Origin of the sequence: Klebsiella terrigena (genome assembly GCF_006539725.1) — a bacterium.
GTDB lineage: Bacteria > Pseudomonadota > Gammaproteobacteria > Enterobacterales > Enterobacteriaceae > Klebsiella > Klebsiella terrigena.
The window spans coordinates 12,812-34,423 of the sequence record NZ_BJNO01000002.1 but is presented as its reverse complement, the minus strand read 5'-3'; the positions used below and the strand labels follow the sequence as shown (position 1 = coordinate 34,423).

The 21,612-nt window shown below is 56.8% G+C and carries 18 protein-coding genes; 5 read left to right on the top strand and 13 right to left on the bottom strand.

The features are described from left to right. The first annotated feature begins 98 nt into the window (after nt 1-98). Nucleotides 99-878 (top strand): envelope biogenesis factor ElyC, encoded by a 780-nt coding sequence (elyC, locus tag RTE01_RS02960; protein WP_141334674.1) that lies wholly within the window; start codon nt 99-101, stop codon nt 876-878. Here the strand turns inward: elyC and RTE01_RS02955 are convergent. From RTE01_RS02955 to RTE01_RS02925, 7 genes are all read right to left on the bottom strand, one after another. Then, nucleotides 855-1,748, bottom strand: coding sequence for a YcbJ family phosphotransferase (locus RTE01_RS02955; protein WP_041144802.1), 894 nt, complete (start codon nt 1,746-1,748; stop codon nt 855-857). The genes elyC and RTE01_RS02955 overlap by 24 nt on opposite strands. Before the next feature lie 139 nt (nt 1,749-1,887). Continuing rightward, nucleotides 1,888-2,634, bottom strand: coding sequence for a 3-deoxy-manno-octulosonate cytidylyltransferase (kdsB, locus tag RTE01_RS02950; protein ID WP_041144801.1), 747 nt, complete (start codon nt 2,632-2,634; stop codon nt 1,888-1,890). Then, the gene (gene ycaR, locus RTE01_RS02945; RefSeq protein WP_041144800.1) at nt 2,631-2,813 is read right to left on the bottom strand and encodes a protein YcaR; all 183 of its coding nucleotides are present in this window, start codon (nt 2,811-2,813) and stop codon (nt 2,631-2,633) included. The genes kdsB and ycaR overlap by 4 nt, the downstream gene beginning before the upstream one ends. A gap of 154 nt (nt 2,814-2,967) precedes the next feature. Then, nucleotides 2,968-4,197, bottom strand: a complete 1,230-nt coding sequence (locus RTE01_RS02940) for a winged helix-turn-helix domain-containing protein (RefSeq protein ID WP_134525483.1) — start codon at nt 4,195-4,197, stop codon at nt 2,968-2,970. 57 nt (nt 4,198-4,254) lie between these two features. After that, entirely contained in the window at nt 4,255-5,235 is a 981-nt protein-coding gene (gene lpxK / locus RTE01_RS02935; RefSeq protein WP_076945065.1) for a tetraacyldisaccharide 4'-kinase, read from the bottom strand. Then, the gene (gene msbA / locus RTE01_RS02930) at nt 5,232-6,980 is read right to left on the bottom strand and encodes a lipid A ABC transporter ATP-binding protein/permease MsbA (RefSeq protein WP_041144797.1); all 1,749 of its coding nucleotides are present in this window, start codon (nt 6,978-6,980) and stop codon (nt 5,232-5,234) included. The genes lpxK and msbA overlap by 4 nt, the downstream gene beginning before the upstream one ends. Before the next feature lie 36 nt (nt 6,981-7,016). After that, nucleotides 7,017-9,281 carry a ComEC family protein gene (locus tag RTE01_RS02925; protein ID WP_141334672.1) on the bottom strand — a complete coding sequence of 755 codons (2,265 nt, stop codon included), beginning with the start codon at nt 9,279-9,281 and terminating at the stop codon, nt 7,017-7,019. Here RTE01_RS02925 and RTE01_RS02920 point away from each other — a divergent pair. Then, nucleotides 9,280-9,474, top strand: coding sequence for a hypothetical protein (locus tag RTE01_RS02920; protein WP_134525482.1), 195 nt, complete (start codon nt 9,280-9,282; stop codon nt 9,472-9,474). The genes RTE01_RS02925 and RTE01_RS02920 overlap by 2 nt on opposite strands. Before the next feature lie 16 nt (nt 9,475-9,490). Here RTE01_RS02920 and ihfB read toward each other — a convergent pair whose 3' ends face one another. The 6 genes from ihfB to RTE01_RS02890 form a co-directional block, all read right to left on the bottom strand. Further along, nucleotides 9,491-9,778 (bottom strand): integration host factor subunit beta, encoded by a 288-nt coding sequence (ihfB, locus tag RTE01_RS02915; RefSeq protein ID WP_004100704.1) that lies wholly within the window; start codon nt 9,776-9,778, stop codon nt 9,491-9,493. A 151-nt stretch (nt 9,779-9,929) separates the two neighbouring features. Next, on the bottom strand, nt 9,930-11,603 hold the full coding sequence (gene rpsA, locus RTE01_RS02910) for a 30S ribosomal protein S1 (RefSeq protein WP_004860074.1): 1,674 nt from the start codon (nt 11,601-11,603) through the stop codon (nt 9,930-9,932). Between the two features lie 135 nt (nt 11,604-11,738). After that, nucleotides 11,739-12,422 (bottom strand): (d)CMP kinase, encoded by a 684-nt coding sequence (gene cmk / locus RTE01_RS02905; RefSeq protein ID WP_041144795.1) that lies wholly within the window; start codon nt 12,420-12,422, stop codon nt 11,739-11,741. Between the two features lie 193 nt (nt 12,423-12,615). After that, entirely contained in the window at nt 12,616-13,899 is a 1,284-nt protein-coding gene (gene aroA / locus RTE01_RS02900; RefSeq protein WP_115193237.1) for a 3-phosphoshikimate 1-carboxyvinyltransferase, read from the bottom strand. A gap of 72 nt (nt 13,900-13,971) precedes the next feature. Then, nucleotides 13,972-15,060, bottom strand: a complete 1,089-nt coding sequence (serC, locus tag RTE01_RS02895; RefSeq protein WP_041144793.1) for a 3-phosphoserine/phosphohydroxythreonine transaminase — start codon at nt 15,058-15,060, stop codon at nt 13,972-13,974. Between the two features lie 311 nt (nt 15,061-15,371). After that, entirely contained in the window at nt 15,372-16,064 is a 693-nt protein-coding gene (locus RTE01_RS02890) for a DUF421 domain-containing protein (RefSeq protein WP_041144792.1), read from the bottom strand. A 138-nt stretch (nt 16,065-16,202) separates the two neighbouring features. Here RTE01_RS02890 and ycaO point away from each other — a divergent pair, with 138 nt between their 5' ends. The 3 genes from ycaO (at nt 16,203) to pflB (ending at nt 21,538) form a co-directional block, all read left to right on the top strand. After that, nucleotides 16,203-17,963, top strand: a complete 1,761-nt coding sequence (ycaO, locus tag RTE01_RS02885) for a 30S ribosomal protein S12 methylthiotransferase accessory factor YcaO (protein ID WP_134525481.1) — start codon at nt 16,203-16,205, stop codon at nt 17,961-17,963. A gap of 383 nt (nt 17,964-18,346) precedes the next feature. Beyond that, nucleotides 18,347-19,204, top strand: a complete 858-nt coding sequence (gene focA / locus RTE01_RS02880) for a formate transporter FocA (protein WP_041144790.1) — start codon at nt 18,347-18,349, stop codon at nt 19,202-19,204. 51 nt (nt 19,205-19,255) lie between these two features. Continuing rightward, entirely contained in the window at nt 19,256-21,538 is a 2,283-nt protein-coding gene (gene pflB / locus RTE01_RS02875) for a formate C-acetyltransferase (RefSeq protein WP_041144789.1), read from the top strand. Nucleotides 21,539-21,612 lie beyond the last annotated feature (74 nt).

Here is a 21,612-nt window from a genome sequence, read left to right as displayed (position 1 = left end):
AAAGCCGCTATTTTGTCATACCCGCGCTGAGAGTGAAGCGATCTGTTATAAGATCGGGGCATAAGTTTGGTTATGTGGTTAAAAAGGACCCATCTGGCATGCTTTTTACGCTGAAAAAGTATTTGGGCGGCATGATGCTGCCCCTTCCCCTGCTGCTGATGCTGATAGCTTTCGGCATTGCGCTACTGTGGTTTAGCCGTTTTCAAAAAACCGGCAAGGCCTGCGTCAGCATCGGCTGGCTGGTGCTTGCCCTGCTCAGCCTGCAGCCGGTGGCCGACAGCTTGCTCAAGCCGATTGAAGATACCTATCCGACATGGCGCGGCGGCGAAAAGGTTCAGTATGTGGTGGTGCTCGGCGGCGGGTATACGTGGAATCCGACGTGGGCGCCCAGCTCGAACCTGATTAACAACAGCCTGCCGCGGCTGACCGAAGGGATCCGCCTGTGGCATGAGAATCCGGGGTCGAAGCTTATTTTCACCGGCGCGGCCGCCAAAACTAACCCGGTCAGCACCGCGCTGGCGGGTGCCCGCGTGGCGGAAAGCCTCGGCGTGCCGGCCAGCGACATTATCGTCCTCGATCGGCCAAAGGACACGGAAGAAGAGGCTCAGGCGGTAAAACAGGCGATTGGCGATGCGCCCTTCCTGCTGGTCACCTCCGCGTCGCACCTGCCGCGAGCGATGATCTTCTTCCGCAATGCCGGGCTAAACCCGCTGCCGGCGCCGGCCAACCAGCTGGCTATCGAATCGCCGCTAAATCCCTGGGAGCGCGCAATCCCGTCGCCCTTCTGGCTGATGCACAGCGATCGCGTCGGCTATGAAACGCTGGGGCGCATCTGGCAGTGGCTTAAAGGCGCGTCAGGCGAGCCAGGGCAGGAGTGATTTGGCGGCCAAATCAAAGCGGGCGCGATCGAAGCGCCCGGTGTTGACCAGGCTGTCGACCTCGTCCCACAGCAGATAGAGCCAGCGCCGCCAGAGGAAGGATTCCGCGACCGGCGCGCGGTGCAGATAGTGCCACAGCAGCTGTTCCGCCTGGCCGCCGTCGCAGAGGCGAAACAGCTCATATTCACGCGGAGCCCACAGCATCATCCCCGGCCCCACCATGGCCAGCAGCTGGTCGCTACGCGCGTCCTTCAGCATGCTGCGCAGCGTGAAGCTGCCGTGCACCAGCACGCAGTTGTCGTTGAAGTCTTTAAATAATTCGCCAAGGCACTCGCGCGCCCGGAAGAGGATCCGCTTGTCCTGCATCGTCAGGCCGGTATCCTGATAAAGGTTAAGCGTTCCCCACAGGACCTCCACCCGCTGGCGGTACCAGTTTGGCCACAGATTTTCCTGCGTACAATCCACCACCCCGACGCAGCCGCCGCTATCCTGACGGTGCCACGACAGCAGCGCTTCGACGATCTGCTCCTGCAGCTGCTCCCAGCGCTGGGGGGTGCGGGCCGGAGCTTCGACGGAGACGCCGCGCAGCCGCTCAATCAGCAGGACGTCCGGCCCGGGGTGCTCCTCATGCGTCATCACGCCGTAGACCACCGGCATACGCACGGAGCCGCTGCGGGCCAGGGTTGATATCTTCCACGCCAGCTGGCGCGCAACGCCGGGCGTGGTGAAGCTTCTCGCCAGCAGCGGCAGCGGATTTCCCTGTGCATCATAGAGCGCCCACAGCGCCGTTAAGGGCTTCTCGCTCACGCACTCTACCCGGCTGAGCTTTTCGCCCAGCAGGTGACTCAGCTCGGTTCGCAACTGTTCCATTGAATTACCCTCATGAACACTACTGGTTTCATCATGAGCGTCGGTCGCGAGGTTGTCATCGGGTGAGATCAAAAATTGCGGCGAAAAGTATGGAAAAATAGCCTGAGGATATCCCCTCCTGGCGGAGGGGATCGGGGAATTAACGCAGCTCGGCGCGAACGCGCTCCAGATCTTCCGGCGTATCGACGCCGGTGCCCGGGACAACTTCCGCTACCGCGACATGGATTTTTTCACCGTACCACAGCACGCGCAGCTGCTCGAGCATTTCGATCTGCTCCAGCGGGCTCGGCGCCCAGCTGACATAGCGGCGGATAAAGCCTGCGCGATAGCCGTAGATGCCGATATGGCGCAGCAGCGAATCGCCGATGGCGTCGCGAGACTGCGCGAAGCGATCGCGATCCCAGGGAATGGTGGCGCGGGAGAAGTAGAGGGCGTAGCCTTCGGCATCCATCACCACCTTCACCGCATTTGGGTTAAACGCCTCTTCGGCATCGTGGATCGGCACCGCCAGCGTCGCCATCCCGCTGGTGCTGGAGGCCAGGTTCTCGGCCACCTGGCGTACAATCGCCGGCGGGATCATCGGCTCGTCGCCCTGAATATTGACGATAATCGTCTCATCGCTGAAGGCGCACTTCTCAACAACTTCCGCCAGGCGTTCAGTACCGGACTGGTGGTCGGCGCGCGTCATACACACTTCGCCGCCGGCGGCTTCCACCGCGCGCGCCACCTCTTCATGGTCGGTAGCGACGATAATACGCTCGGCCCCGGACTCGCGCGCGCGCTCCAGTACGTGGACAATCATCGGTTTGCCGTTGATATCCTGCAATGGCTTGCCGGGCAAACGCGTGGAGGCAAAGCGCGCAGGAATGATGACCACAAAACTCATGAGTGGCTCTCTCCAACGGCTAGCGAGCGGGCTTCGGTTTCCAGCAATACGGGAATACCGTCGCGCAGAGGAAAGGCCAGGCTGTCAATTTTGCAGATGAGCTCTTGCTTATCCTGGCTGTAATAGAGTTTACCGTTGCAAACAGGACAGGCGATAATTTCAAGTAAACGGTGATCCATGTTTCCTCCTGATGGACCGAATAGATTCCGCAGCAGCATAGCACAGGATACCTGACTCCGGGATCCGTTTGCGCTAGCGGCGAAGGGGGCGAAAGCCCGCCGACGTACCGCTGCCGCGCGGCGTTTGGCGATGCGACCGGACGGATGACGGCGCTCAACTCGCTTCGAGCTGCCAGCCCTGCCGGCGGTCGGCAAAGAGTTCCGGCGGCAGTTGGCCGAAGCTCACGCGTTCGGCCAACTGCCAGCGGGCGAAATCGTCGATGGCCCGCTGCAGCCCGCTCTCCAGGCCAGAGGTCACCTTGACGCCCTCTTCCAGCCAGAGCGAGAAAATTTCCAGAACCCCGGTTTTGCGATGCATTTTGCTGTCCATGCGGCCCACCAGCCTGCCCTGATGCAGCAGCGGCAGCACAAAGTAGCCATACTGGCGCTTTGGCGCCGGCGTGTAGCACTCAAGACGGTAGCTAAAATTAAACAGCTGCTCGGCGCGCTTACGGTCCCAGACAACCGGGTCAAACGGCGACAGCACCGCGCTATGACTCGCCGAAAGCCTGCCGCCCGGCGCCGCCTCCAGCTGCTGCAAGGCCTCCCGGTGCAGCCACATATCGCCAAGCCCTTCGACGTTCACCGCCGTCACCAGCCCCTCTTCCTGCCAGTTTGCCAGCAGGCTCGCGAGCGCCGGTTGCCGCAGGCGATAATAGTCCGCCAACCACTGCGGGCGGAAAATACCCAGGCTGCGGGCGCTATTGCGCAACATAATCTCTTCAGCCTGCGCCTGCGACAGCGCATCGCGCTCATCATCCCAGTGCGGCATCACCCGCTGCGTCAGGTCGTAAACCCGCTGAAAGTTGCGCCGTTCCACGACCATCACTTCGCCGGCGGTAAACAGCCCCTCCAGATGACGCTTGTGCGGCTTCCACTCCCACCAGCCGCTGGCACCTTTACGCGGATGGCTAAAGTCGGCCGAACGTACCGGGCCATTTTGCGCGATGTGCTCCAGCAGCAGCTGAATATCATCCGCATGCTCCGTCATCCACCCCTTATGGTACTTCCAGCCCATGTTATCCGGCGTCAGCATGCGGTGGCGCACCAGCGAAAAATCGCTGCGCGGTAAAAAGCAGGCCTCATGAGCCCAGTACTCCATGAGTTCGCCCGCGCGCAGCGCCTCGTCCAGCCAGCTTTGCGGATAGCTGCCAAGGCGGCTGAAAAGCACCAGATAGGGGCTACGGGCGACAACGTTGATGGTATCAATTTGCAGCAGCGACATCTGGCGGATAGCGTGCAGAATATCGGCCGAGCGGGCGCGACGGCGAGGCCTTTTCAGCAGGCCCTGCGCCGCGAGGTGAAGATGGCGGGCTTCTTTAAGTGAAAGCATTAGTACCGACATGCAGGTTCTCCGTTGAGGATCACGATACAGCGGCACCGAAAGCAGGCGTGGCGAAAACTAACGTTGCGCCAGCGTCGCCAGATCCGTAAGCAGCCGCTGCGCGCGTTCGTCCGTCATTATGGCGTCGACGGGCAGATACCACCAGTTAGCTTCGGCGAAGGCCCGGCATTTCACCGCGTCTTTTTCGGTCATCAGCAGCGTTTGCCGCTCGGTTACCAGAGCGGCAACGTCGGCTCGGGTGAGAGCCTGATGATCGGCCAGCGCCACGGTTTTTACCGGCCGCACGCCGCAGCTTTCGAGGGTGGCAAAAAAGCGCGGCGGATGGCCAATCCCGGCCATCGCGACGACGTTATCAAAGCTCGCCACGTCGCGTCGTTCGCCGTTAAGCACATTCACCGCCTGCCCGGGGCGCAGCTGCATGGCTATCTCTCCCGGCCGCGCGACGCCGCCGTTAGCGATAATGGCGTCGACGCTGCGCAGGCGCGAGGCGCGTTCGCGCATCGGCCCGGCCGGTAGCCACCAGCCGTTGCCAAAGCGGCGTACGCCGTCAATAACCACGATTTCTTTATCACGCGCCAGCCCGTAGTGCTGCAGGCCATCGTCGGTGACGATAAGCTGCAGATCCTGTACGGCAAGCAGTGCCCGCACCGCCTCGCTGCGCTGGGGGGAGACCGCCACCGGCGCGCCGGTGCGTTGATAAATCAGCACCGGCTCGTCGCCGGCTTCCGATGTGCCGGTGGTGCTGTTGAGCACCAGCGGATAGCTCGCCGCCTTGCCGCCGTAGCCGCGAGAAACGACCCCAACGCGGATCCCGCGCTGCTGCAGCTGCTCCACCAGCCAGATGACAACCGGCGTCTTGCCGTTACCGCCGGCGGTGAGGTTTCCGACAACAACAACCGGAACCGGCGCGCGCCAGGCCTTCTTCAGCCCCAGCCGGTAGCTGAGACGAATCAGGCCGCTCACCAGGCCGTAAAGCCAGGAGAGCGGAAGCAGCAGTCGCCATAAAGGCGACTCACCGGACCAGATGCGCGCGATCATTGGCCAAATTGCATTTTATGCAGCTGAGCGTAAACGCCGCGATGTTCCAGCAGGTCAGCGTGGCTGCCGCGTTCAACGATGCGTCCATCTTCGACCACCACGATTTCATCTGCCTTCTCGATGGTTGACAGGCGGTGGGCGATAACCAGCGAGGTGCGGTTTTTCTGCAGCTCGTCCAGCGCCGCCTGAATGGCGCGTTCAGATTCGGTATCCAGCGCCGACGTTGCCTCATCAAGGATCAGGATTGGGCTGTTGCGCAGCAGCGCGCGCGCGATGGCGATACGCTGGCGCTGGCCGCCGGAAAGCAGCACGCCGTTCTCGCCGATGACGGTATCGAGGCCGTTATCCATTTTACTGATAAAGTCCATGGCATAGGCCATCCGCGCCGCCTCTTCGATCTGCTCGCGGCTGTACTCTTCGTTGCGCGCGTAGGCAATGTTGTTGGCTACGGTATCGTTGAACAGGTGCACGTTTTGCGAAACCAGGGCGACCTGATCGCGCAGGGAGGCCAGGGTGTATTCGCGCAGATCGTGACCGTCGAGCAGGATCTGGCCTTCATCGATATCATAAAAGCGCGTGATCAGGCTCGCGATTGTCGATTTACCCGATCCCGAACGCCCCACCAGGGCCACGGTTTTACCTTCCGGAATATTCAGGCTGATGTTACGCAGCGCCGGCGTTTCACGGCCAGGATAGGTAAAGGTGACGTTATTGAACTCAAGGCTCCCCTTCGCGCGCTCGATAACCAGCTTGCCTTCGTCTTTTTCCTGCTCGGAATCAAGAATAGCAAACAGCGTCTGGCAGGCGGCCATCCCGCGCTGGAACTGCGCGTTGACGTTGGTGAGTGACTTCAGCGGACGCATCAGGGCGATCATCGAGGAGAAGACCACGGTAATCGTACCGGCAGTCAGCGTTTCCATAACGCTTGGGAAGCTGGCGGCGTAGAGCACAAACGCCAGCGCCAGAGAGGCGATCAGCTGAATGATAGGGTCAGAGATGGACGATGCGGAGACCATTTTCATCCCCTGCAGGCGCATTTTGTTGCTGACCTTATCGAAACGCTTGGTTTCTACGGCCTGGCCGCCAAACATCAGCACTTCTTTATGCCCTTTGAGCATCTGTTCCGCGCTGGTGGTCACCTGACCCATGGTGTTCTGCATATTCTTGCTGATATTACGAAAACGCTTCGAGACCACGCGGATCGCGATAGAGACGATTGGCGCCAGTACGATCAGAATCAGCGACAGCTGCCAGCTGTAGTAGAACATCATGATAAACAGACCGATGATCGACGCACCTTCGCGCACGACGGTGATCAGCGCGCTGGAAGAGGAGGACGCAACCTGCTCGGAATCATAGGTGATGCGCGACAGCAGCGTACCGGTAGACTGTTTGTCGAAGAAAGAGACCGGCATCCCCATCATGTGGCTGAATAAACGGCGTCGCATGGTCATCACGACCTTGCCGGAAACCCACGAGATACAGTAGCTCGAAATATAGCTGGTGACGCCACGCAGCAGCATCAGCCCAATCACCACCAGCGGCATCCATAGCAGCACTGAGCGATCCGTTTTACCAAAACCATCATCCAATAACGGTTTAAGAAGCGATAGCATGAAGGTATCACTAGCCGCGTTAAAGACTAACGCAATTGCCGCGACGATCAGTCCGGTTTTAAATGGCGCAATAAGCGGCCAGAGGCGGCGGAAGGTCTGCCACGTGGAGAGATCTTTATCATTCTGCATTCAGTAAACCAGCTTATGTTGAAATAGCCGCATATTCTACCCGTTATCCTCGGTCTCGCCAAACCACTGATGATACCAACGAGGTAAAAGTTGATCTCGTAAGCTAAGGATTTGCCAACCATCTGAGGAAAAAACAACCGTCATTTGCCCCTGATGGGCCGTATCGAACCAGCGGTATCCCTGCTGTCGATAGCGCTGGACAACCTTATCCGAGGGCATCCGCCACGCATTATAGCGGGATACCGAGGCCAGCGCCGCCTCGCCGCCGGTGCGCTGCAGCAGCGCAATGGTCGAAGAGGTATTGCTGCCATGATGTGGAACCTGGATAAGTGTAGACGCCAGATGCTGCCAGTAGCGGCTCAGCATTGCCCGCTCTGCTACCGCTTCGATATCACCGGTGAGCAAAATACTGCGCTGGCCGTCATCAACGCGCACCACGCAGGAGCGATTATTGCCGGTAGCAGTCGCTCCCGGCAGCGGCCAAAGCGCGCGAAAGGTTAAGCCGCGCCACCGCCAGCGCTCTCCCCTGCTGCACGCGCGATGCCCCACCCACCCCAGAGGACTGCGTATCCACGCCGCTGGCCAGACCTGGCGTATCGAATTCAGGCCGCCGCGGTGGTCAAGATGCTCGTGGCTCAAAATAATCCCTTCCACCCGCAGATGGTGCCAGCGTAGCCAGGGGATGATAATCAGCTGACCGCTGTCGCCCTCGGGCCAGGCCAGGCCGGTGTCATAGAGGATTTCAGCTCCCTGCCGTTCGATGACCATCGCCAGCCCCTGCCCGACGTCCAGCATCGTCACCCGCCACTCCTCCTTCACCGTCGGACGCCAGAAGGGCCAGCTCAGCAGCACGATGCTGCTCAGGCACAGCGCCGGAAGCGAGCGCCAGGCGTGAAAACGCCAGACCAGCAGCAACAGCCAGGGCAGCGCGCTGACGCCCGTCCAGCGAGAATCCAGCGGCAGCCAGCCCTGCGGCAGCCCGCGCAGGAACCAGAACAGCACCGCCAGCAGGCGATCTGCCGATAGCCATAGCGCCATCTCAACCAGCCCAGGCCCGCAGAGGTGCAGCAGCATCGCCGCCAGAATAAGGGGCACGATGGCAAAAGTGACCAGTGGCACGGCAACCAGGTTCGCCAGCCACGAGGTCAGGCTGATACCGTGAAAGATAACAATCTGCATCGGCAACAGCAGCAGCATCAGCCCGAACTGCAGGTGGCATAACCCCAGCAGCTGGCGCAGCAGCCAGCCCCGCGATGTCGGGGGCAGCGGCACCAGCTGATACCAAAAAATGAGCGTCGCCACGGCAAACACCGAGAGCCACAGGCTGTCGGATAGCACGGCCAGCGGATCGGCAAACAGAATAGCGCCCACGCAGCATATCCCTATCTGCCATGACGTCCAGCGCCTGCCGGATAGCCGCAGCCCGCAGCCGACGGCAAGTGCGACGCAGGTTCGCAGCGCGGGTGGCTGCATGCCGGTAAGCCAGGCATAGAACAGCGCGCAGGCCAGGCCAATCAGCAGCGGCAGCTGCCAGACAATCCAGCGGCAGGGGAAAAAGAACTGCGCGCCGCGAGTCAGTAGCCCACCCAGTATGGCGCCCAACGCAATATGTAAACCGGAGATGGCCATCAGATGGGAGGTCCCCGTTTGCTGCATCAAGAGCTTGATCTCCTTCGGCACCACCAGCCGCTCCCCCATCCCTAATCCTAATATCACCGACCGCCACGGCAGCGCATCGAGGGTGCGGGTTAACGAGCGCAGATAGGCCGCGCGTCGGCTGCAGCGCAGGTCAAGGGCCTCTGCGGACGTGAAGCGTCCGGTCACGGGGCGAGACTGCGCCAGGGCAAAACGCTGGCTGTCAAAACCACCGTCGTTAAGCTGACCGTGTACCGGGCGAATGTGGACGGTCATCATCCAGCGCTGTCCCGCGCACGGCGGTTCGGGAAGCGCCTGGCCGTAGAGCGCGATCCCCGGCGCCGGGAACAGCCGCCGTCCATCAACCCGGATGAGGCTTCCCTGATGGGTGGTCTGCCCGTCCGTCGCCGTCAGCTCAACCTCTACCCGCCGAGGGCTACCGGGTAAAGCCTGCGTCGGCCAGATGACCTGGTGAGCGCTCAGCACGCCCCAGAGGAAAAAAAGCAGCGTCAGCGCCGCAAAGCGCAGGGGCCGCCAGCGCAGTAGCAATGGCACAAGCGCCAGGCCCGTCAGCCACCACAGGGTAGCCAGCTCGGGCAGCCGCGCGAGCAGCAGCAGCGGCAAGACTCCGACGATCGCACAACCCGCAAGCTGGGGTAAACGCATGCCAACCTTCCTGTTTCAGGGAAGTATCGCGTCGGGTCAGTCGATAGTCATCCAGCAAGGTCGCGGCGCGGGTGCCGGCTTCCGGGAATATCGGCGCGTTGCGCCAGAGCAGGCAGAGGTTTGCGAGGAAGGTCGAATTGCGGGCATAAAAAAAGCACCCTCAGGTGCTTTTTTTATCTTCGGAGTACGTTAACGCCGTTCAGCGGAACTTACTCTTCGTAAATATTGGCGCGGTCGCGTAGTTCTTTCCCAGGCTTAAAGTGCGGAACGTACTTGCCTTCCAGTTCGACTTTATCGCCAGTTTTCGGGTTACGCCCGGTGCGAGGTGCTCGGTAATGCAAAGAGAAGCTGCCGAAACCGCGGATTTCAATGCGCTCACCTTGAGCAAGCGTTGAGGCCATATGTTCCAGCATTTCTTTAACAGCATCCTCAACTGCTTTCGCAGGAATGTGGGATTGCTGGCTGGCAAGTCTTTCTATCAATTCTGACTTGGTCATTTTTCCTCCGGTTTCCTTCAAGGCCAGATTAGCTAACAGCTTTAAACAAGGGCGGCCGTAGCCGCCCTTTGTGCTTGATTACAGGACGAATCCTGCAATCTGTCAAGTAAACTCGTCGTAATTCAGGTTGTTGTAACCCGAAAGACTAAGATTACTCGCCTTTAGCTGCTTTGAAAGCTTCAGCCATTGCGTTGTTAGAGAAGTTTGCATCTTCCTGTTTGTTAACAGTTGCGATTGCATCTTTCTCGTCAGCTTCGTCTTTCGCACGAACAGACAGGCTGATTGCGCGGTTTTTACGATCAACGCCGGTGAATTTAGCTTCAACGTCATCGCCAACGCTCAGAACCAGAGTCGCATCTTCAACGCGGTCACGGGATGCTTCAGAAGCACGCAGGTAACCTTCAACGCCGTCAGCCAGTTCTACGGTTGCGCCTTTAGCGTCAACTGCAGTGACTTTACCGTTTACGATTGCGCCTTTCTTGTTCAGTGCAACCCAGTTGTTGAACGGATCTTCTGCGAGCTGCTTAACGCCCAGAGAGATACGCTCACGTTCTGCGTCAACCTGCAGAACAACTGCTGCGATTTCGTCGCCTTTTTTGTATTCACGTACTGCTTCTTCGCCTGCAACGTTCCAGGAGATGTCAGACAGGTGAACCAGGCCATCGATGCCGCCGTCCAGGCCGATGAAGATACCGAAGTCAGTGATAGACTTGATTTTACCTTCAACACGGTCGCCCTTGTTGTGGGTTTCCGCGAACTGCTGCCATGGGTTGTTTTTGCACTGCTTCAGGCCCAGGGAGATACGACGACGTTCTTCGTCGATATCCAGAACCATAACTTCCACTACGTCGCCAACGTTAACAACTTTGGACGGGTGGATGTTTTTGTTGGTCCAATCCATTTCGGAAACGTGAACCAGGCCTTCAACGCCTTCTTCGATTTCAACGAAGCAGCCGTAGTCGGTCAGGTTGGTCACGCGACCGGTCAGTTTGGTACCTTCCGGATAACGCTTAGCGATAGCTACCCACGGATCTTCGCCCAGCTGTTTCAGGCCCAGAGATACACGGGTACGCTCGCGGTCGAACTTCAGCACTTTAACAGTGATTTCGTCGCCAACGTTTACGATTTCGCTCGGGTGCTTAACGCGTTTCCACGCCATGTCGGTGATGTGCAGCAGGCCATCGACGCCGCCCAGATCAACGAATGCGCCGTAGTCAGTGAGGTTCTTAACGATACCTTTGACTTCCATGCCTTCCTGCAGGTTTTCCAGCAGCTGATCGCGTTCTGCGCTGTTCTCGGATTCGATAACCGCACGACGGGAAACAACAACGTTGTTACGCTTCTGGTCCAGCTTGATTACTTTGAACTCAAGCTCTTTGCCTTCCAGGTGCAGCGTGTCGCGAACCGGACGAACGTCAACCAGGGAACCCGGCAGGAACGCGCGAATACCATTCAGCTCAACAGTGAAGCCACCTTTAACTTTGCCGTTGATAACACCGACTACAGTTTCAGCTTCTTCGTAAGCTTTTTCCAGCGTGATCCAAGCTTCGTGACGTTTAGCTTTTTCACGGGACAGCAGGGTTTCACCGAAGCCGTCTTCTACTGCATCCAGAGCAACGTCAACTTCGTCACCGACCTGGATTTCCAGCTCGCCCTGGGCGTTTTTGAACTGCTCTGCCGGAATGGCAGACTCAGATTTCAGACCGGCGTCAACCAGTACGATATCTTTGTCGATAGCAACAACAACACCACGAACGATGGAACCCGGACGGGTTTCGATTGTTTTTAAGGATTCTTCAAATAGTTGAGCAAAAGATTCAGTCATGTTTAATCTTCAGGTTTCATATTTAACGTCCACCTGGCTCCGTGCCGGATGGGGTTGTTTAACATACCCGCTAACACTCCGTTGCTGCGGGGGTACTGCTATAATTCGGAGGCCGCTGCGCTTTGCCGATTACGGCTAAGCGACTGCCAATTTCTCGCGCGCATATTGTAGCGCTTTTTCAATTACTTGCTCAATGTTTAGTTCAGTTGAATCGAGAACTAAAGCATCGGCGGCCGGGACAAGTGGCGCCACGCTGCGATTACGATCGCGGTCGTCACGCTCTTTTATCTCGGATAAAAGGCGGTCAAAGTTAACACTAAAGCCCTTTTCCTGCAACTGCAGCATGCGCCGATGCGCACGTTCTTGCGCGGACGCATCAAGGAAAATTTTCACCGGCGCATCGGGGAACACCACGGTGCCCATATCTCGTCCGTCGGCAATCAGACCCGGCAGTTCGCGAAACGCACGCTGGCGGCGCAGCAGGGCTTCACGCACCCGGGGAAAAGCCGCCGCTTTCGAAGCGGTATTGGCCACTTCCTGCGTGCGGATTGCCGCGCTGACGTCCTCACCTTCAAGGATAACTTCGAGGCTGCCATCGGTGGAAATAAAGCGCACGTCCAGGTGCGCGGCCAGCGGCACCAGGGCTTCTTCAGATTCGACGTCCACATGATGATGCAGCGCGGCCAGCGCCAGAACGCGATAGATGGCGCCGGAATCCAGCAAATGCCAGCCTAACGCTTCCGCCATCGCCTTGCACAACGTTCCCTTACCCGCACCGCCAGGCCCATCAATGGTGATTACCGGAATAGCTGCCGTCATCTTTTTCTCCTTCAGCAAGGCGCATAGAATATAAACGCCGCGCATTATACGCATCTATACGACGGAAAGTGAGCATTGGATGCAAAATACGGACGACCGGAAATGAAATGCAGAATAATTGCGCAATTATAGCGGGCTGACGGAATATCAGCCCGCAGATGACAAAGCTTTACGTTGGCGCAACCGCAGGCGCTTACGCCTGGGTGCTAATCCGCGCCAGCTGCTCGAAGTAGTCAGGGAAGGTTTTTGCCGTACACTTCGGATCGAGGATCGTCACCGGCGTGTCGGAAAGCGCCACCAGCGAGAAGCACATCGCCATGCGGTGATCGTTATAGGTGCCAATCTCAGCAAACTGCAGCTCCAGCGGAGGCGTAATGCGGATGTAATCCTCGCCCTCTTCCACTTCAGCGCCGACTTTGCGCAGTTCGGTGGCCATCGCGAACAGACGATCGGTCTCTTTTACCCGCCAGTTATAAATATTACGCAGCGTGGTGGTGCCTTTGGCAAACAGCGCCGCGGTGGCGATAGTCATGGCCGCATCCGGAATATGGTTCATATCCATATCGATGGCGTTCAGTTCGCCGCGGGTACAGGCAATATAGTCATCGCCCCAGCTGACGATAGCGCCCATTTTTTCCAGCACGTCGGCAAAGCGGATATCGCCCTGCACGCTGTTACGGCCGATACCGGTGACTTTCACCGTACCGCCCTTAATGGCGCCCGCCGCGAGGAAGTAGGATGCCGAAGAGGCATCGCCCTCAACCAGGTAGTCGCCCGCAGAGCGGTACTGCTGGTTGCCGCGAACGACAAAACGCTGATAGGACTGGTTTTCAACGTCCACGCCGAAGGTCTTCATCAGGTGCAGCGTAATATCAATATACGGTTTGGAAACCAGATCGCCTTTAATGGTGATAACGGTATCCTGCGGCGCCAGCGGCGCAGCCATCAGCAGAGCGGTAAGGAACTGGCTGGAAACGCTACCGTCAACCTCAACGCTGCCGCCGGCAAAGCCGCCGCGCAGGCGCAGAGGCGGATAGTTTTCCTGCTCCAGATACTCAATTTGGGCGCCCCCCTGACGTAGCGCATCAACCAGATGACCAATCGGACGCTCTTTCATCCGCGGTTCACCGGTCAGCACAATATCGTTGCTGCCCAGGCACAGGGCTGCCGCCAGCGGGCGCATGGCGGTCCCGGCATTGCCAAGGAACAGCTCCAGCGCGCTATTCGCCTGCAGCGGACCACCGTTGCCGGTCACTTCGCAGCGGGTACGATCGGAGGACAGGGTGTAATGAACTCCCAGGGCGCTCAGGGCATTCAGCATGTGGCGAACATCGTCGCTGTCCAGCAGGTTGGTCAGCACCGTGGTGCCACGGGCTAATGCCGCCAGCAGCAAAGCGCGGTTAGAGACACTTTTAGACCCAGGCAGGTTCACGGTGCCATCCACGCGCGCGATGGGGTGTAACGTCAGGGATTCCATCAAACTCAACTCTCAAAAAAACGGAATAAAAACCCCGCAGGCCGGCTGCGGGGATGAAAAGCACAACATTGATTAGCCGTGACGACGTTCAAAGTCCTGCATAAAGTCGGTCAGCGCCTGCACGCCCGCCAGCGGCATTGCGTTATAGATAGATGCGCGCATGCCGCCCACGACGCGGTGCCCTTTCAGTGAATGCAGGCCAGCGGCGAAGGACTCTTCGAGGAACAGCTTGTCCAGCGCGCTGTCGGCCAGCTGGAACGGAACGTTCATGCGCGAGCGGTTGGCCGCCGCGACGTCGTTACGATAGAAGCTGCTGCCGTCGATGGTGCCGTAGAGCAGATCGGCTTTTTGCTGGTTGATTTTATCCATTGCCGCTACGCCGCCGTGCTCTTTCAGCCATTTGAATACCAGGCCAGAGAGGTACCAGGCAAAGGTCGGCGGCGTGTTGAACATGGAATCATTGGCATCAAGCACGGAGTAATCGAGTATTGACGGACAGGCGACGTTCGCTTTACCCAGCAGGTCTTCGCGAACGATCACCAGCGTCAGCCCTGCCGGGCCAATGTTTTTCTGCGCACCGGCGTAGATAACGCCAAAGCGGCTAACATCGATCGGCGCGGACAAAATAGTCGAGGAGAAATCGGCGGCAACAACGACGTCATCACCAAAGTTCGGCGTTTCGTCAATGGCGATGCCGTCGATGGTTTCATTCGGGCAATAGTGCAGGTAGGCCGCGCCCGGGGTCAGCTGCCATTCGCTCATCGGCCGGACGGCACGCAGGCCATCAACGGTGACTTTGGCGTCAATGGTATTTGGCGAACAGTATTTTTTCGCTTCTTTGATGGCGCTTGCTGCCCAGTAGCCAGCGTCAACGTAGTCAGCGGTGGTTTTATCGCCGAGCAGGTTCAGCGGGACGCCGGCGAACTGGCCGCGACCGCCGCCATGGCAGAATAAAACTTTGTAGTTGGAGGGGATGTTGAGCAGATCGCGAAAATCCTGCTCCGCCGCCTCGGCCACCTGGATAAACTCTTTACCACGGTGACTGATCTCCATTACCGACGTTCCCAGACCCTGCCAGTCGCAAAGCTCCTGCTGAGCCAGTTTGAGCACTTCCGCCGGCAGCATTGCCGGGCCCGAACTAAAGTTATAGACCTGAGCCATTTCCCCTCACCACGTTGCTATGTTATTTGCCCGCGAACCGTCGCGTGCATAAGTTATTCCGGTATCTGAACCATGATAATTCGAGCTGCGGACGGACGACCAGTGGATTCTTCCGCTGGCGCCTGCTGAAGTCAGCGGCCGGCTTGCACGAGTGCGGCCAGCGCACATGCAGCCTGAAGTATGACGGGTACATCGGTTTTATCATTCAGCGACACGCATCGCAATGCCTAAAACTTATGACCGGAAAAATATGATCGGCTTCACACAAAACAATTCACTAGCCCTCCGTAACAAAACCGACAAAAAGGCTGTCAGGTGATGCGTTTAGCTCTGCTAACCCTCGCCCATTCTGGATTTTGACAGCGCCGACATAATTGTTTTTTACCGGCCTGAATGACGATCACCTGGCTACAGCGCACGCAGGCGTATTCGCCGGTCTCAGGAATGGTTACAAAACGTTCATAGCAGCTCTCCGGCAGAATACATAGCCCCGGCTTAACCTCTTCATCAGCGTAATAGTACATGCTGATTTGTCCGTTAGTTTCCATTATCGCCAGCCGAACCTGGCCGAGCTGCTCCACGCTGTAGAGGCGAAGCTCCATAAAAAACTCGAACTCGGTCATATTGGCGCTGTGGACTTTCTCCCACGCCAGCTCCCCTTCTTCGACGATGACCACCGGCTTCCCTTCCAGCAGGTTTTCCAGCTTCTCGCTTTTTGACATCAGCCACATTACCAGGCGGTAGAGCAGCGCCAGGGTGACAAACACGACGAACACCGGGATCAGCGGCACGTCGTCATAAAAGGCAACGTCCCCGGCCGCAGAGCCTAGCGTCAAAATGATCAGCACTTCAAAGAGCGACATCTGGCGGACGCCGCGCCGTCCGGTAATTTTAAGGAACAGGAAAACCAGCAGGAAGGTAAAGAGGCTGCGCAGCGCGACCTCCCCTAAAAACTCCGGCGGAACTTTATCAAACGCCATGCGGTGAAGATCGAACGCTTTCATTTTTTAATGCCTTAACAGTAGGTTACTGCCTGTAAGCATAGCCCAGGCTTTTATTTTCGCCGGGGCCTTCACGAAGATAGCGCCTGACACACAAACCCCGTATCATTGCGCGCTTTACGTACGAAAAAAGTGACCGCTATGACTCAAACGTTTATCCCCGGCAAAGACGCCGCCCTGGAAGATTCCATCGCTCGCTTCCAGCAGAAATTGCTCGACCTCGGATTTGATATTGAAGAGGCCTCGTGGCTGAATCCGGTACCGCACGTGTGGTCAGTTCATATTCGCGATAAAGCCTGCTCGCTGTGCTTCACCAACGGCAAAGGCGCGACCAAAAAAGCGGCGCTGGCCTCTGCGCTGGGCGAGTACTTCGAACGTCTGTCGACCAACTATTTCTTCGCTGACTTCTGGTTAGGCGAAACCATCGCTAACGGGCCGTTTGTTCACTATCCAAACGAAAAATGGTTCCCGCTGACCGAAGATGATGAAGTTCCGCAGGGGCTGCTCGATCCTCGCCTGCGCGCCTTCTACGATCCTGACGATCAGCTGACCGCCGGCATGCTGGTTGACCTGCAGTCGGGTAATGACGATCGCGGCGTTTGCGGCCTGCCGTTCACCCGTCAGTCCGATGGCGAAACCGTTTATATTCCGATGAATATCATCGGCAACCTGTACGTTTCTAACGGGATGTCCGCGGGCAACACCGCGAACGAAGCGCGCGTTCAGGCCCTGTCGGAAGTCTTTGAGCGCCATATCAAGAACCGCATCATTTCTGAAAGCATCAGCCTGCCGGAGATCCCTGCCGAAGTAATGGCCCGCTATCCGGGCGTGGTGGAGTCGATTAATAAGCTGGAAGCGGAAGGTTTCCCAATTTTTGCTTACGACGGCTCGCTGGGCGGCAAGTATCCGGTGATCTGCGTGGTGCTGTTTAACCCGGAAAACGGAACCTGTTTCGCCTCCTTCGGCGCGCACCCTGACTTCGGCGTCGCGCTGGAGCGCACCGTCACCGAGCTGCTGCAGGGCCGTAGCCTGAAGGATCTCGACGTCTTCACGCCGCCAACCTTCGATGACGAAGAAGTGGCTGAACACGCCAACCTTGAAACCCACTTTATCGACTCCAGCGGCCTGATCTCCTGGGATATGTTCAAACAGGATGCCGACTATCCGTTCGTCGACTGGAGCTTCTCCGGTACCACGGAAGAAGAGTTCGCTACCCTGATGGCCATCTTTAAAGAAGAAGATAAAGAGGTCTACATCGCCGATTACGAGCACCTCAGCGTCTACGCCTGCCGGATTATCGTTCCGGGGATGTCGGATATCTATCCGGCAGAAGACCTGTGGCTGGCGAACAACAGCATGGGCAGCCATCTGCGCGAAACGCTCCTCTCTCTGCCGGGCAGCGAGTGGGAAAAAGAGGACTATCTGGCGCTGATTGAGCAGCTGGACGATGAAGGTAATGACGACTTCACCCGCGTTCGCGAACTGCTGGGCCTGGCAACGGGCAAAGACAACGGCTGGTATACGCTGCGTATTGGCGAACTGAAAGCGATGCTGGCGCTGGCCGGCGGCGATCTGGAGCAGGCGCTGATCTGGACGGAGTGGACGATCGAGTTCAATGCGTCAATCTTCAGCGCAGAGCGCGCCAACTACTACCGCTGCCTGCAAACGCTGCTGCTGCTGAGCCAGGAAGAAGAGCGTCAGCCGCTGCAGTACCTGAACGCCTTTGTGCGCATGTACGGCGCAGATGCGGTGGAAGCCGCCAGCGCTGCGCTAAGCGGCGAAGCGCCGTTCTACGGCCTGCAGGCGGTAGATAGCGATCTGCACGCGTTCCCGGCCCATCAGTCCTTACTGGAAGCCTACGAGAAGCTGCAGCGTGCTAAAGCGGCGTACTGGGCTAAATAGCCTTTAGCGCCGCCTGAAGTGCCCCATCACGGAGTCGTTTACGGCTCCGTTTTTTTATATTTTATTCACGGGACCAATAATTTGTAGTTGTGAAGTTAATTTACAGTGAAAATTGATCGCGCAACAGTTTGGAGATGTTAATTTTAATAAAAATACCCCATTTTAATTAACCGTGGCCTGTGCCCAAAAATGAAAAAAATCAACATAATTTGTAAATATTAAACTTTATTTTCTTTTTAAAAAACAATAAATTAGCATTAATTACCACAAAAACCATACGCTAAACGGGCTTATAGTTCCGGTGGGATATGATCTACATCAATTTCCCTTCTATAATGCTTTGTTAGTATCTCACCGCCAACTTATATAAAGAGAGAGTTAGTGTGAAAGCTGACAACCCTTTTGATCTATTACTCCCCGCTGCGATGGCGAAAGTCGCCGAAGAAGCGGGTGTCTATAAAGCGACAAAGCACCCGATGAAGACCTTTTATCTGGCGATTACCGCTGGTGTCTTTATCTCCATTGCTTTTGTCTTCTACATCACCGCGACGACCGGTACTGCCGCGATGCCTTTCGGTATTGCCAAGCTTATTGGGGGGATCTGCTTTTCACTCGGCCTGATTCTGTGCGTCATCTGCGGTGCTGACCTGTTTACCTCCACCGTACTTATCGTTGTGGCGAAAGCCAGCGGCAGGATTACCTGGGGTCAACTGGCAATAAACTGGCTCAACGTCTATGTTGGTAACCTGATAGGCGCGCTGCTGTTCGTGCTGCTGATGTGGCTATCGGGTGAATATATGGCCGCTAACGGCGGTTGGGGGCTCAACGTCCTACAAACCGCTGACCACAAAATGCATCATACATTTATTGAAGCCGTCTGCCTGGGTATCCTGGCGAACCTGATGGTCTGCCTCGCGGTGTGGATGAGCTACTCCGGCCGCAGCCTGATGGACAAAGCAATGATTATGGTTCTGCCCGTCGCCATGTTCGTTGCCAGCGGCTTTGAGCACAGTATCGCTAACATGTTTATGATCCCGATGGGTATCGTAATCCGCGACTTTGCAAGCCCGGAATTCTGGACCGCCGTTGGTTCAACTCCGGAAAGTTTCTCTCACCTGACCGTCATGAACTTCATCACTGATAACCTGATTCCGGTAACTATCGGGAACATTATTGGCGGTGGTCTGCTGGTTGGGTTGACATACTGGGTCATTTACCTGCGTGGCGACGACCATCACTAAGGGTTGTTTCAGGCAGTAAATAAAAAATCCACTTAAGAAGGTAGGTGTTACATGTCCGAGCTTAATGAAAAGTTAGCCACAGCCTGGGAAGGTTTTGCGAAAGGTGACTGGCAGAACGAAGTCAACGTCCGTGACTTTATCCAGAAAAACTATACCCCGTACGAAGGTGACGAGTCCTTCCTGGCTGGCGCAACTGACGCGACCACCAAGCTGTGGGACAACGTAATGGAAGGTGTTAAACAGGAAAACCGCACTCACGCGCCTGTTGATTTTGACACTTCCCTTGCATCCACCATCACTTCTCACGACGCAGGCTACATCGAGAAAGCGCTCGAGAAAATCGTTGGTCTGCAGACTGAAGCTCCGCTGAAACGTGCCATTATCCCGTTCGGCGGCATTAAAATGGTTGAAGGTTCTTGCAAAGCGTACGATCGCGAGCTGGACCCGATGCTGAAAAAAATCTTCACCGAGTACCGTAAAACTCACAACCAGGGCGTTTTTGATGTTTACACCAAAGACATCCTGAACTGCCGTAAATCCGGCGTGCTGACCGGTCTGCCGGATGCCTACGGCCGTGGCCGTATCATCGGTGACTACCGCCGCGTTGCGCTGTACGGCATCGACTTCCTGATGAAAGACAAATACGCTCAGTTCCTGTCTCTACAAGGCAAACTGGAAAACGGCGAAGATCTGGAAGCAACCATCCGTCTGCGCGAAGAGATCTCCGAGCAGTACCGTGCGCTGGGCCAGATCAAAGAAATGGCGGCCAAATACGGCTGCGATATCTCTGCTCCGGCAAAAACCGCGCAGGAAGCTATCCAGTGGACCTACTTCGGTTACCTGGCTGCCGTTAAGTCTCAGAACGGCGCGGCAATGTCCTTCGGCCGTACCTCCAGCTTCCTGGATATCTTCATCGAACGCGACCTGAAAGCCGGTAAAATCACCGAGCAAGACGCTCAGGAAATGATTGACCACCTGGTCATGAAGCTGCGTATGGTTCGCTTCCTGCGTACTCCTGAGTATGATGAACTGTTCTCCGGTGACCCGATTTGGGCAACTGAATCAATCGGTGGTATGGGCGTTGATGGCCGTACTCTGGTCACCAAAAACAGCTTCCGCTTCCTGAACACCCTGTACACCATGGGGCCGTCTCCGGAGCCGAACATCACTATTCTGTGGTCTGAAAAACTGCCGCTGAGCTTCAAAAAATACGCGGCTAAAGTCTCCATCGATACCTCTTCTCTGCAGTATGAGAACGACGATCTGATGCGCCCTGACTTTAACAACGATGACTACGCTATCGCTTGCTGCGTAAGCCCGATGGTTGTTGGTAAGCAAATGCAGTTCTTCGGTGCTCGCGCTAACCTCGCGAAAACCATGCTATACGCTATCAACGGCGGCGTTGATGAAAAACTGAAAATGCAGGTTGGTCCTAAGTCTGAACCGATCAAAGGCGACGTTCTGAACTTTGACGAAGTCATGGATCGCATGGATCACTTCATGGACTGGCTGGCTAAACAGTACGTCACCGCGCTGAACATCATCCACTACATGCACGACAAGTACAGCTACGAAGCTTCTCTGATGGCGCTGCACGATCGTGACGTTGTTCGCACCATGGCATGTGGTATCGCCGGTCTGTCCGTTGCCGCTGACTCCCTGTCCGCTATCAAATATGCGAAAGTTAAACCGATTCGTGACGAAGACGGTCTGGCTGTCGACTTCGAAATCGAAGGCGAATACCCGCAGTTTGGTAACAACGACTCTCGCGTAGATGACATGGCGGTCGATCTGGTTGAACGTTTCATGAAGAAAATTCAGAAACTGACTACCTACCGCAACGCTATCCCGACTCAGTCCGTTCTGACCATCACTTCTAACGTTGTGTATGGTAAGAAAACCGGTAACACTCCTGACGGCCGTCGCGCTGGCGCTCCGTTCGGACCAGGTGCTAACCCGATGCACGGTCGTGACCAGAAAGGTGCCGTTGCCTCTCTGACCTCCGTTGCAAAACTGCCGTTTGCGTACGCTAAAGATGGTATCTCTTACACCTTCTCTATCGTTCCTAACGCTCTGGGTAAAGACGACGAAGTTCGTAAAACAAACCTGGCCGGTCTGATGGACGGTTACTTCCACCACGAAGCTTCTATCGAAGGCGGTCAGCACCTGAACGTCAACGTTATGAACCGTGAAATGCTGCTCGACGCGATGGAAAACCCGGAAAAATATCCGCAGCTGACCATCCGCGTATCCGGCTATGCAGTACGTTTTAACTCCCTGACTAAAGAGCAGCAGCAGGACGTTATCACTCGTACCTTCACTCAGACCATGTAACGGGTTTTGACTGAAATCGCGATATAAAAAGCGTACAATAAAGGCTCCACGCAAGTGGGGCCTTTTTAGCAATA